Source organism: Perlabentimonas gracilis (genome assembly GCF_011174675.1).
In the GTDB taxonomy this organism is placed as follows: Bacteria; Bacteroidota; Bacteroidia; order Bacteroidales; family Tenuifilaceae; genus Perlabentimonas; species Perlabentimonas gracilis.
The window spans coordinates 47717-60223 of sequence record NZ_JAANIG010000014.1 but is presented as its reverse complement, the minus strand read 5'-3'; the positions used below and the strand labels follow the sequence as shown (position 1 = coordinate 60223).

Annotated in this window: 17 protein-coding genes; 4 read left to right on the top strand and 13 right to left on the bottom strand. The window is 42.3% G+C overall.

The window, feature by feature from the left end:
- The first annotated feature begins 139 nt into the window (after window positions 1–139).
- The 4 genes from G8O23_RS08095 (at window position 140) to G8O23_RS08080 (ending at window position 4685) form a co-directional block, all read left to right on the top strand.
- The gene (locus G8O23_RS08095; protein WP_166363596.1) at window positions 140–1414 is read left to right on the top strand and encodes a lactate racemase domain-containing protein; all 1275 of its coding nucleotides are present in this window, start codon (window positions 140–142) and stop codon (window positions 1412–1414) included.
- 357 nt (window positions 1415–1771) lie between these two features.
- Complete coding sequence (pdxB, locus tag G8O23_RS08090) at window positions 1772–2893, top strand: 4-phosphoerythronate dehydrogenase PdxB (protein WP_166363594.1); 1122 nt, start codon at window positions 1772–1774, stop codon at window positions 2891–2893.
- Window positions 2894–2932: 39 nt separating this feature from the next.
- Window positions 2933–4387 (top strand): decarboxylating NADP(+)-dependent phosphogluconate dehydrogenase, encoded by a 1455-nt coding sequence (gene gnd / locus G8O23_RS08085; protein ID WP_166363592.1) that lies wholly within the window; start codon window positions 2933–2935, stop codon window positions 4385–4387.
- 61 nt (window positions 4388–4448) lie between these two features.
- Entirely contained in the window at window positions 4449–4685 is a 237-nt protein-coding gene (locus G8O23_RS08080; RefSeq protein ID WP_166363590.1) for a putative signal transducing protein, read from the top strand.
- A gap of 43 nt (window positions 4686–4728) precedes the next feature.
- On the opposite strand, the gene G8O23_RS08075 is transcribed toward G8O23_RS08080, so the two are convergent.
- The 13 genes from G8O23_RS08075 to G8O23_RS17275 all read right to left on the bottom strand — a co-directional run bounded on the left by G8O23_RS08075 (window position 4729) and on the right by G8O23_RS17275 (window position 12491).
- On the bottom strand, window positions 4729–5178 hold the full coding sequence (locus tag G8O23_RS08075; RefSeq protein WP_166363588.1) for a VOC family protein: 450 nt from the start codon (window positions 5176–5178) through the stop codon (window positions 4729–4731).
- An 80-nt stretch (window positions 5179–5258) separates the two neighbouring features.
- The gene (locus tag G8O23_RS08070; protein ID WP_166363586.1) at window positions 5259–5606 is read right to left on the bottom strand and encodes an iron chaperone; all 348 of its coding nucleotides are present in this window, start codon (window positions 5604–5606) and stop codon (window positions 5259–5261) included.
- Window positions 5606–6175: a YdeI/OmpD-associated family protein gene (locus G8O23_RS08065; protein ID WP_166363584.1), complete on the bottom strand. Its 570-nt coding sequence runs from the start codon at window positions 6173–6175 to the stop codon at window positions 5606–5608. The genes G8O23_RS08070 and G8O23_RS08065 overlap by 1 nt, the downstream gene beginning before the upstream one ends.
- A 12-nt stretch (window positions 6176–6187) precedes the next feature.
- On the bottom strand, window positions 6188–6940 hold the full coding sequence (bla, locus tag G8O23_RS08060) for a subclass B1 metallo-beta-lactamase (protein WP_166363582.1): 753 nt from the start codon (window positions 6938–6940) through the stop codon (window positions 6188–6190).
- A gap of 52 nt (window positions 6941–6992) precedes the next feature.
- A complete protein-coding gene (locus tag G8O23_RS08055; RefSeq protein WP_166363580.1) occupies window positions 6993–7904 on the bottom strand; it encodes a PLP-dependent cysteine synthase family protein in 912 nt (303 codons plus the stop codon).
- Window positions 7905–7993: 89 nt separating this feature from the next.
- Window positions 7994–8515, bottom strand: coding sequence for an AAA family ATPase (locus G8O23_RS08050; protein WP_166363578.1), 522 nt, complete (start codon window positions 8513–8515; stop codon window positions 7994–7996).
- Between the two features lies 1 nt (window position 8516).
- Entirely contained in the window at window positions 8517–8870 is a 354-nt protein-coding gene (locus tag G8O23_RS08045; RefSeq protein WP_166363576.1) for a nuclear transport factor 2 family protein, read from the bottom strand.
- Between the two features lie 20 nt (window positions 8871–8890).
- On the bottom strand, window positions 8891–9415 hold the full coding sequence (locus tag G8O23_RS08040) for a methylated-DNA--[protein]-cysteine S-methyltransferase (protein ID WP_166363574.1): 525 nt from the start codon (window positions 9413–9415) through the stop codon (window positions 8891–8893).
- Between the two features lie 26 nt (window positions 9416–9441).
- Window positions 9442–9876, bottom strand: a complete 435-nt coding sequence (locus G8O23_RS08035) for a VOC family protein (protein ID WP_166363572.1) — start codon at window positions 9874–9876, stop codon at window positions 9442–9444.
- A gap of 6 nt (window positions 9877–9882) precedes the next feature.
- Window positions 9883–10749 carry an SRPBCC family protein gene (locus G8O23_RS08030; protein ID WP_166363570.1) on the bottom strand — a complete coding sequence of 289 codons (867 nt, stop codon included), beginning with the start codon at window positions 10747–10749 and terminating at the stop codon, window positions 9883–9885.
- Window positions 10750–10773: 24 nt separating this feature from the next.
- Window positions 10774–11196, bottom strand: coding sequence for a DUF1801 domain-containing protein (locus G8O23_RS08025; RefSeq protein ID WP_166363568.1), 423 nt, complete (start codon window positions 11194–11196; stop codon window positions 10774–10776).
- Between the two features lie 70 nt (window positions 11197–11266).
- Window positions 11267–11617: a DUF2200 domain-containing protein gene (locus G8O23_RS08020; RefSeq protein WP_166363566.1), complete on the bottom strand. Its 351-nt coding sequence runs from the start codon at window positions 11615–11617 to the stop codon at window positions 11267–11269.
- Window positions 11618–11630: 13 nt separating this feature from the next.
- Entirely contained in the window at window positions 11631–12491 is an 861-nt protein-coding gene (locus G8O23_RS17275) for a DUF6265 family protein (protein ID WP_219932462.1), read from the bottom strand.
- Between the last annotated feature and the right edge of the window lie 16 nt (window positions 12492–12507).

The window sequence follows — 12507 nt, the reverse complement described above, 5'->3', positions numbered from 1 at the left end:
TTCACACAAACCCTAAACGCAAAACGCTGAACGCAAAACGCTGAACGCAAAATCTCGTTAGCTTGGCAAAGAACGCCAATCTCCCGAGACACAGCGCTAAACATAGAACGCTTAACGCTAAACAACAAATAACTTCGCTATGCTCTACTTCGCTCACGGATCAGAAACAGCAGACCTAAGCCCCGAGGACATTAAGAAAGCCCTCTTCGAAGCTTTTGAGAATATGGGTAGGCGTAAGAAGGTTCTTGCCCTTCCGCCCGACTTCACCCGCTACCACTCGCAAGCAGGACTAATCACCAGTCTGGCCTACGAGTACTATGGTAAAGCGATGACCGATATTCTTCCGGCGCTGGGCACCCACGCTCCAATGACCGAAAGGGAGATCAGCAAGATGTTTAAGGGAGTTCCCCTATCGCTATTCCGCGAGCATAAGTGGCGCACCGATATTGTTACCCTTGGCGAGGTTCCTGCCGATTATGTTAAGGAAGTCTCCGATAATAGAGTCGATTACACCTGGCCTGCACAGGTTAACAAGATGCTAGTGAATGGGGGTTACGATCTAATTCTTTCGCCCGGGCAGGTTGTGCCCCACGAGGTGATTGGCATGGCCAACTACAACAAGAATATCTTTGTGGGAACGGGTGGTGCCGAGGGCATTAACAAGAGCCATTTCCTTGGTGCAGCCTATGGTATTGAGCGAATTCTGGGTCGTTCCAACTCACCCGTGCGAAAGGTGCTAAACTACGCCTCGGAGCATTTCGCCCAGCATTTGCCTATTGTCTACATCCTTACAGTTGTGGCCAAGGACGATGAAGGCAAGCTGAAGGTTCGCGGCCTATATATTGGCGACGATCACGAGTGCTACTTTAAAGCCGCTGAACTATCGCTAAAGGTGAATTTTATTATGCTCGACAAACCCTTGCCGAAGGTTGTGGTTTACCTCGATCCCGAGGAGTTCAAGAGCACCTGGCTGGGCAACAAGAGCGTGTACCGAACCCGTATGGCCATTGCCGACAAGGGCGAGCTAATTGTGCTTGCACCCGGACTAAAGGAGTTTGGCGAGGATAAGCAGATTGATGCGCTAATCAGAAAGTATGGTTATCTCACAACTCCCGAGATTCTTGAGCTAACTCGAAAGAACGAGGATTTGCAGAATAATTTAAGCGCAACAGCGCACCTAATACACGGATCGGCAGAGGATCGGTTTAAAATAACCTACTGTCCTGGGCATTTAACCGAACAGGAGATTAAATCGGTGAACTTTAGCTACGCCAATCTCGACGAAATGATGCAAATTTACAATCCCGAAAAGCTGAGGGATGGATATAATACCCTCCCCTCGGGCGAGGAGATCTTTTACATATCGAATCCCGCCATTGGGTTGTGGGCGAGTAGAGAGAGATTTAAGGATTGATTGACTGAAAGTCGAAAGTCGAAAGTCGAAAGTCTGAAAGTCAAAAGTAAAAAGTAAAAAGACAGAGTCGGAAGTCGGAAGTCGGAAGTCGGAAGACACCTGTCTCGGGTCTCGTCAATACTTGACGAGATAACGAGAGAAGACAGAAGACAGTAGACGCCTGCCTCGGATCACGTCATTACTTGACGAGATAATGAGGGAATACGGAAAAAGGGTTTAATCTTAAAATGAATACTGAAATCCTGTCTGGCGAAAGTCAGGCCGACAACCGACAACCGATAACTGATAACCGATAACCGATAACCGATATCGTCAACCTAACGGTTTACGAGATAGGCAACCAATAACTCTTATTCTATGCTAAAAATTGTTGCTGATAGTAAGATTCCTTTTCTGGAGGGTGCGCTTGAGAATGTGGCCCAGGTGGTTTATCTGCCGGGTGGCAAGATTACCCGCGATCACCTTACCGATGCCGATGCGCTTATTACCCGTACCCGCACTAAGTGCAACGAAGCATTGCTAAAGGGGACATCGGTTAAGATAATTGCCTCGGCAACCATTGGCTACGACCATATCGACACGGCATACTGCGAGGCCAATGGTATAAAGTGGACCAACGCTCCCGGCTGCAACTCTGGTTCGGTTAAGCAGTACATTGCTTCGGCGCTAGCCGAAATTATAAGGCTCGAGAATAGATCGTTTGAAGATATTACCCTTGGCATTATTGGAGTTGGCAACGTGGGCTCCAAGGTGGCCGCTATGGCCAAAACGCTTGGAATTAAAGTTATACTAAACGACCCACCCAGAGAGCACAGCGAGGGTAAAGGTGAGTTTACAGATATTGAAACCCTAATTGCCCAATCGGATATAATAACAATGCACGTACCCCTCTCCCACCAAGGGATTGACAAAACCTTCCACTTGGCCAATGCCGATTTCTTTGGCAAGATGAAACGCGGAGCGTGGTTTATAAACTCCTCGCGCGGCGAGGTGATGGAAACACAAGCGCTGATTAGCGCACTGAAGAGCAAACACCTGGCTGGTGCAGTAATTGATGTTTGGGAAAACGAGCCCGATATCGACCTAAAGCTACTTGAGCTAGCGCATTTGGCTACCCCACATATTGCAGGCTACTCCGCCGATGGCAAGGCCAACGGAACGGCCATGAGCGTTCAGGCTATCAGCAGATTCTTTAACCTTGGATTGGATAGCTGGCAACCCACCAACGTACCACAGGCACCACAATTGGAGCTGGAAATGGATTGCACATCAAAACCTAGGGAGCAGATATTTACCGAGATTTGCCGCTTTGCGTACAACATCCATATCGATTCTGATAATCTAAAAAAATCTCCTGAAACTTTTGAGCAGCAGAGGGAATCGTACCCAATCCGCAGGGAACCTGAGAATCTAAGAATAAAAATCAAAGGAGAAAAAAACTGTGTCGAGCTGGTTAAAAATCTAGGATACCAAGTATAAAAAACCCTAATTGATTAAGAATCTTAAAACCCAAACATTATGGAGAAAAAGGCAGATATTGGACTAATTGGGCTGGCCGTAATGGGCGAGAACCTGGTCCTGAATATGGAGAGCAAAGGCTTTTCCGTGGCGGTGTTCAACCGCTCAACCAACAAGGTTGATAGCTTTGTAAATGGTCGCGGAAAGGGAAAAAATATTATTGGCACCCGTAGCCTCGAGGAGCTGGTAGGCTCGCTAAAATCGCCCCGCAAGGTAATGCTGATGGTGAAGGCCGGCAAGCCTGTTGACGACTTTATCGAGTTGCTTATCCCCCACCTGGACAAGGGCGATATTATTATCGACGGTGGCAACACCCACTTCCCCGATACCAACCGCCGAACCGCTTACCTCGAGAGCAAAGGGCTGCTCTACATTGGTACCGGCGTTTCGGGTGGCGAGGAGGGCGCTTTGCTAGGTCCTTCCATTATGCCGGGTGGATCAAAGACCGCTTGGCCTTTTGTTAAGGATATCTTCCAAAGCATTGCCGCTAAGGTTGACGATGGTACTCCCTGCTGCGATTGGGTTGGTGAGAACGGGGCCGGCCACTTTGTGAAGATGGTACACAACGGCATTGAGTACGGCGATATGCAGCTTATCTGCGAGGCATACCAGGTGATGAATGATTTGCTGGAAATGAGTGCCGATGAGATGCACGAGGTATTTAAGGAGTGGAACAAGGGCGAGTTGGACAGCTACCTTATTGAGATAACCCGCGATATCCTTGGCTTTAAGGATGACGATGGAAAACCCATGGTAGACAAGATTCTCGATACTGCCGGACAGAAGGGAACTGGCAAGTGGACAGGCGTAACCGCCCTCGATTTGGGCGTTCCCCTTACCCTAATTGGCGAATCGGTATTCTCGCGCTGCCTTTCGGCGCAGAAGGATGAGCGGGTTGTGGCATCGAAAATACTCACAGGGCCTAAACCATCATTCACTGGCGATAAAAAGCAGATGATTGAGGATTTGCGCAAAGCGCTGCTGGCATCAAAGATTGTATCGTATGCGCAGGGTTACGTGCTGATGCGTGCCGCTGCCGAGGAGTTTGGTTGGCATTTGAATAATGGTGGTATTGCCCTGATGTGGCGCGGTGGATGCATTATCCGGTCGGTATTCCTTGGTAAGATTAAGGAGGCATTCGATAAGAACCCCGAGCTGAACAACCTTCTACTCGACGACTACTTTAAGGCTAAAATAATGGATGCCGATGCCAGCTGGCGAAGAGTTGTTGCCGCCGCAACTGTTAATGGTATTCCTGTACCTGCCCTATCGAGCGCGCTATCGTACTTCGATGGGTACAGGTGCAAGAGGCTTCCCGCCAACCTGCTTCAGGCACAACGCGACTACTTTGGCGCCCACACCTACGAACGTATTGATAAGCCCAGGGGTGAGTTTTTCCACACCAACTGGACCGGCCGCGGCGGAACCACAGCATCTACAACCTACAACGTGTAGTTTTAAGAAAAAGCCCCGAAAGTTAAAACTTTTCGGGGCTAAATATTTAAAACTAAACTATATGACAACGGATAAAGGTAATACCTTGGTTGAAGTTTTCGATGGTTCACTTTTCGACTGTCAAATGATAGCGAATATACTAGAGAACAATGGGATCGAATCATCTTTAAAAGATGAAATTATTGGGTCGCGCGGCGGAGGCTGGAGACCCGCAGGAAACGTAAAGGTAATTGTATCGGACTTAGATTACAGCAAGGCCAAATTGGCTGTTAATGAATATATCAATAACCTTAAATGATTATTTACTAGAATACTACACGGTAGATTAATTTAAAAAACGGCTACTTTGTTGTTTTCCCTCCCATATTGGTAAACACGCTATCCACAGGCTCCCAAAGCTCAATTTTGTTGCCCTCGGAATCCATTATATGCACAAACTTACCGTAATCGTAGGCTACAATCTCATCGAGAATGGTTACTCCATTGGCTCTCAGATTTCTAACAAGCCCTTCGATGTTTTGAACCCTATAGTTTATCATAAACTCTTTCTCCGATGGGGCAAAGTACTCGCTTCCCTTCTTGAACGGGGTCCATTGCAAATAGTTAATTTCATCAGGCCTATTGGCATTCCTAAACTCAAAACTTGACCCCCACTCATTAACCTCAAGTCCGAGGTTCATGCGGTACCATTCCCTGGTTTCCTCAGGATTATCTGAGAAAAAGAAAATACCTCCAATTCCAGTTACCCGTGGGGTAGTGTCGTTGGCTAATTGTTCAGGATTATCATTCATACTTTTTTGATTTTGATTGCAACTCGCTAGAGTAATTGAAAGAATTACTATTGTTATAAGCTGTTTCATTTGATGTTTTTTTAAGATTTGTTATTATTCTCCTCAACCCTAAAGGCTACCATCTGCCTAATCACATCGAAGGGGATTGGCTTATCCAAGGGGAACTGAACCGAGCCTTTGCCCTGCTTATACTTTGCCAGTTCGCAAGCGAATGCAGCATGTCCCGATGGTGTAGCATAAAACCCTATGTGGGTTTTAAATGCAGCGAAGTAAACCAAAGGTTTTCCGTTGGTTTTGTACGATGGCATTTGGTATGCAAACCCTTCAACGGCATCGGGGGCTTCCTCTTTAATAATCTGCCTAATCTGTAGAAGAATATTTCTAACATCCTCGGGGAAAGAGAAGATGTACTTTTCAACCTCGGTCATCAGCATTTTTTGTACTTATCGTTTAGTCCTGTACCTTGGAGAATCATTGGAATAATCTTATCAATTCGTGCCAGCTTGGTCTCTTCCCTTTTTGCAGAATCGATGTACTCAACAAACTCCTTCTGCTTATAAAATGGGAGCTTTTTAAATGCGTTTTCTATCTCCCTATCACTTTTAAAGGCTTCAATCAATGCCTCTGGTATTGAAAGTTCATTTGATTTTAGGGGTTTCCAAACCTTTCCGTCATCCTCATTCTTAATGGCTTTGCGTATATACTCAAGAATAAGATTCTCGTCAATCTCTTCCTTCGATGTAAATCGCCACTGGCGCAATGCCTTGGTTTTATTGTCCTGTGCATTTACTAAAACTTTGTGCTTATCCTCCAGAAAAACCCCATTGTAGAACCAAATTGCAAAGTAATTTTTAAAGCCGTAGTAGCTAACCACATTCTTTCCCTTATGGGTGTACACTTCGGCACCCCACTTTATGGCCATTTGCAAACCTGTTTTCTGAATTATTGACTTGAGCATTGCCAACTCACTCTCCCATTGCTTGTTATAGTCGGGCATAGTAGATAGGTTTTATTTTGCACGTTCATTTTCGACCAAATTAATGGTATGGTTTAGCAGTTCGGAGCCACCAATATCGCCATGACCAGGAACGACCTTTTCAATATCAGGATATTTTGCCATAAGTTTTTTTACCGTAAAATCCCATTCAGGAACCACTGCTTCCGATAGATTTCCAAGTCCTTTTGAATCCATTGACTTAATAAGGCAACCACCAAATAATATTTTTTGGCTCGGTAACCAAACGGTGATATTGTCAAATGAGTGGCCTGCACCAAAGAATCTACACTCAATGAGTTCTCCATTAAAATCAATAGCTAAGGAATCGGTGAAAGATGTTGTTGGAATAGGCAACTGCAGCTCCTTGCATTTATCAATAGTTCTTGTATTTGCTATTGACTCAACCCCAATACTTTGCAGATACTGAAGACCGCCCAAACAATCATCGTGAAAATGACCAATTATCAATTGAGTTAGTTCAACCGACATTGAATCCTTTAGAAACCTTACAATCCTCTCTGTCTTGTCATTATCCATAGGTGTATCAACCATCAAGGCTTGTCCACGCTTTATAACAATGAGTCCGTTTGAAGGGAAACGACCATAGTTTTCAATATAATGCCAACTAACATGAACATATACAGAATCCTTAAGATGAACCAATTGAATATCATCGTCAATTTCAATTCTACTATCGGGTTGGGCAAGTGTGGAAACCGTACCAATTAGTAGGCTAATTAGTAGAAAAACTCCCCTTGTAATCATTCTTTTATGTTTTAGATAAATGGATAGAAAACTTTGCATTGTTGATATTGAACTATCGAAATAAGTCGCCCCTAAGGTATTTCAACCCCGAATCTACTATAATTGTAACAATCTTTTTTCCTGTTCCCAATTCCTTTGCCCTTTGAATAGCAGCCCAAACATTTGCCCCGGAAGTTGTTCCTCCAAAAACACCCTCCAACCTAGCCAGTTTTCGTGCTGTTTCAATGGCATCCTCATCTTTAACTGCAATAATTTCATCTGCCAAGTCGAGGCGACAAATTGACGGGACAAAACCTGCACCAATCCCCTCGAGCTTATGCTTACCAGATGTGTCACCTCCTGAAAGTGAACGAACGTAGTAGGGCTCTATGGCAATACAGCGAATCTTTGGTATTTCTTGTTTAAAAACCTCTGCATTGCCCGAGAATGAACCACCAGTTCCCACGCCTGTAATAAACTCATCTATATCGGTACCAAGCTCATCAATAAACTCTTGTGCCATTTTATGGTATGCGTTCCTATTATCAATATTGTTAAACTGATCTGTCCAGAAAGTGTTGGGATTTTTGCTAATCTCTTTTGCTCTTTTCACCATATCGCCGATTAGCTTAGCAGTGATTTTCCCATTTTCACTAGGAATAATCTCCAGTTGGGCACCAAATGCACGCATTGTTTGCAATTTCTCATCGGAAAATGCATCGGACGATACAAAATGCGCCTTGTAACCCTTCACTGCACAAACCATTGCCAATGAGCTTCCTGTGCTTCCACCCGTATACTCAACAACTGTCCCACCTTTCTTCAACTCTCCCCTCCGCTCAGCACCCTCAATCATTGAAAGGGCCATTCTATCCTTCATACTTCCGGTTGGGTTTGCACCCTCGTATTTTACATAAATGTCTGCCATTCCTGGTTCAACAATTCTTTCAAGCTTGAAAATTGGGGTATTACCTATTTGTATCATTTGGTTGTGTTTTTAATGCAATTGCTATAGATCGGCTGGCAGGCTGATTAGTTAAACCCCTTGAAGTGGTTCGGGCATTAATTTCAGTCTTATTCGTCAATAGTCTGTACAATAAAATTACCAATTTCAGTTGTAAGTTCCTTCTCAGATTTATTTTCATTGATTAATGAAAAGTCTGTTTCAAAATTTCTTTCTCTGACCTTCTCATTTATCCTTAATATTTGGTCATCAGAAATGTTGATGTGTATTTCTTGGTCTCTGGATTTAACTCTCTCTAAACAAATTGTGTTGTCTGCAATAACACCAATTGTTATTACTTGAAAATCTCTTCTTAAATTTTCAAGCATTTTATCAAAATATTCAGTCAGTACTGTGGACTCAAATACAATTTTATCCTTATCAGTTAAGCTATCTCGAATTCCCTTTTCAATTTCTTCAAAAACTTGCTTTAGGTACGCTTCATTATCAACATCTCTGTCTTTCTTGATTTTTTTAGCCCAATCTTCCACTCGAATGAATTTTATCCCAAACTCTTTTTCAAAAAGAGTTCCGATGAAGGATTTTCCACTCCCTTTTTGTCCAATCAAAAGAAAAATATATTTATTCTCCATTTTACTTTATTGGTAAATTGTGCAGTTTCAAAAATGACAGCTTATCCCAATAACCACGTTGAAAAATAATTTTATCGTGCTGAATTTGAAAGAATCCACATCCACGAAGTCCGCTTGGGTCTTTCCATTCCAAAATTGCCCATTCTCCGTCTTCAAAAATATTTTCAGGAATACAAGTCATTTCTGCTGTCGCAAATTCGTCTTCAAACATTTTCTTAATTGCACTTCTCCCTTCAATAGGCTCGTTTGCCACTTGATGATTAATTGCCTTGTCAGCATACAAGTCTGAAAGTGTTTCTAAGTCAGCCTTGTTAAATGCGTCAATCCATTTTTGTAAAATTTCTTTTGGTGTCATCTCAATTTCATTATGTCATTTTAAGCCTGACCGTTAAATATTTTATACTGATGGCTTTCTAGATCAAGCAGAAACTCTTTTCGCCAAAGTCCACCGCTATAACCTGTTAGACTACCTTTTGAGCCAACAACCCTATGGCAAGGTACTAAAATGGGAATTTTATTAGCACCGTTTGCTGTGGCAACAGCCCTAATCGATTTAATATCTCCCATTGCCAATGCTTGCTCCTTATAGGTTATAGTTTTGCCATAACCAATGGTTAGAAGATAATTCCAAACCTTTTGCTGAAAATCGGTACCAACAAGGTGAAGTGGAACGGAGAAGGCTTTTCGGTTGCCCTCGAAATATTCACCAAGTTGATTTTCGAGTAACTCAATAGCATTGTTGCTTTGTTCAGCTACTGAATCGTTCAGTTCATCAGCTAGTTTATTTAACTTAAACTCTAGCTTGGGATTATCGTAATATTCAAGTAAACATATACCCTCATCAACTGAACAGGCAAGCATTTTGCCAATTGGAGTTTCAATGATTTTAGAAAAAATCATAGATTTTTAGATAATAAGTATTTCTCTTATTGCTGTTGCTGCTCAGGAAAGCTAACCATCCAGTTCACTCCAAACTTATCGGTTAGCATCCCAATATAGTCGCCCCAAAAGGTGGAGTTCACAGCCATAGTCACAACTCCTCCCTTTAAAAGAGCATTGAATATTCTATCTACATCCCCCTTGCTATCAGCAGTAATGGATACTGAGAAGTTATTCCCCAGAATAAAGGAATCTGACTGATCCTCATGGCAATCACTGCCCATTAACTCTGTATTTCCGATTGGTAAAGCAACATGCATTACTCTGTTTTTGTATGCATCGGAAACTTTATACCGATCTCCTTCGGGAACTGAGCCAAAACGACTAAAGTAGCTAAACTCACCACCAAAAACGGATTTGTAGAAGTTAAACGCCTCCTCGCAATTACCGTTGAAATTTAAATAGATATTTGCAGTAGTCATAATACCTTAGTTTTTAGTGATTTCACTTAACTCTGAGAGTTCCTTAATTTTATCTAACCCTTTTGGGAATGCTTTGTTGAAAGAATCAAGGTGATCTGGGGTTAAATCAACCTCTGCAACAAGTGTTGTTGTTTTGCCATTGCTCTTCAATGTGTAGCTTTCAAAAGCTCCAGTCCATTTCTCAGTAGCATCATCCAAGGGTTGTTCAACAAAGTTTACTATCTCGCCAATATGTTGAAAAAGAATGTTTGAATGGGGAGTGTAAAAAACTATGTTTGAATACATTCCATCCCCATTTGGTGTTAAAAAATGAACCCGTCCACCGGGTTTCAACTCTCCCTTGTAAAAGGAACCTTCGCAAAATACGTTAGTCCACTTACGGTAAGTATCATCGTTCAAAAGAACATCCCACACAACTTCGGGTGATGCATTTATCTCAATTTGGTAGGTTTGCTTACGAATTCCATAGATGTAGTTCTTTAGAGCTGACATTAACCCCTCCCATCCCATCTGGTAATTCTCAGGTGCAAATTCGGGACCCGCATCGGCAAAGTTTTCAATTCCCTCGTGCTTTAGGGTAACCTCGGTGATGCCGTTGACTTCGCTTAACAACCAAGTAACCGTACTCACACCTTTGCTATGGCTGGGATGTGACCAAGTATGGGCAAGTTTTGTTTTTGGAATAATCTCAATAATCTGGCAGCGATGATGAAAAAGATTCTCACCTCCCGGCTCATAAAAATTGAAAATTGCACCCGCTCTTAGCTCAAAATCAGCAATATCGAAATACCACTCCTTCATTTGGCTCTTATCCGTTAAAGCCTGCCACACTTTTGCGGCAGATTCTTTAATTATTATTTTAGTAGAAATCATAACCAATAATTATTTCGTTAACACTTACTGATATTTCGCTTGCAAAAACTTTATGGTCTCACCCATTATCCTTTTTAGTGCATCCAAATTAATATCGGATAGCTTCTTTACATAAATACAGGCCTTACCCATTTTGAACTTGCCTAAATCTTTTAGAAGATACTCGTGTTCGGGCATTCCTGTAAATACATAAAGGGAGATGGCTGCTTTTCGGGGCGAGAATCCCACCAATGGCCAATCGCCCTCCTGCCTACTTCTCTCCGATTTGTAATGGTAACTACCAAAGCCGATAATGGAAGGACCCCACATCTTGGGTTCATAACCTGTAAACTCTTGCATCAACTTAAGCAGTTCGAAGCTATCCTCTCGCTTTTGCTCGGTATCGGCAAATGAGTTGATGAACTCTATAACATCTGCGTTGGTTTGCTTTGTTTTTAGTTCGGCCATATTAAAAAGGTTTAAGGTTTTAAGTTTAAGTATACCTGCCGACGGTAAAGGTAAAGTGTTGTTGGTTAAATTACTTTCTTAAAATCTTCTCCATTGCTTTGCCTTTAGCAAGCTCATCAACAAGTTTATCGAGATAACGAATCTGTTGCATTAGCTTATCCTCAATATTCTCGACCCTAACACCGCAAACGACACCCGTAATTTTTGAAACATTCGGATTGATTTGTGGGGCATGGGCAAAAAAGTTCTCAAAATCGGTATTACTATCGAGATGCTTTTTGAATGTACTTTCATCATAACCTGTTAGCCAGAAAATAATCTCATCAACCTCTGCTTTTGTGCGCCCCTTTTTCTCGGCTTTCTGGATATAGTAGGGATAAACACTTGCAAAGGACATTTTAAAGATTTTTGTATTACTCATTCTTGAAGGATTTTTAGGGTTTCAATTTCCAAATCTTATCAGATGAATTCAAATACTCTGGAAGTGCGGCTGACCCATACCAATTGTATATATCGGCATCAAGCAATCCCTCCTTAATGGCGGGATCGGTTTCCAATAGCAATTGTGCTTCTTCTACTGTAGCAACATTAAGAATAAAAATTCCTCTATAGGTATTTTCATTTTTTGCAAGGGGGCCTGCCACAACCAATTTATCTTCCTCTTCCAATCGGTTTATGTTATCGAGATGCCCCCTGAAACAAGCGCTGATAAAATCTCTATCGGTGGTTTGGTTTGTACCCGTTTTTAGGATGACCAGGATAAAACTCTTCATCCCGTAATCGTCGGCACTCAGCTTCTCGGCAAGTATTGGGTCGTAGTTTGGGTTCGAAACAGTTGTGTCCTCTTCATTTGACTTTGGTATCTGCTTTGTCATCTTGTAGGAAAACTCATTTTGCTTTCCATCGGATACCTCAACAAACACTTCGGTTTCAGATACCTTTTTATAGGAAATCTTTTTAGGGAAATCGTGCTTTGGATTTTCAAACGAATAGGTATCGCCATCCTTATTTAGCTTAAAGCTGATTCCCCTCCCCTGGTTTTGATTAAGAACTGTGGCTGTATAGATTATATCTTTTTTTGTTTGAGTAATGTCGAGATACTCTGAAATATTTAGTGCACCATCCTTTGTATTGTAGGAAAATCCTTTCAAGGAATTGTCGTTGAGTTTATCCCAATGCTCGTACATTTCTTTGTTTTCAACTTTCCAAGTCCCCTGTAAAAAATCAGGGAAATCCCTTTGGGCAATGGTAACTTGGGATATGATAAGGGCAAGAATTGATAGAGTGAGTTTCATAACAAGATTGAAGTTT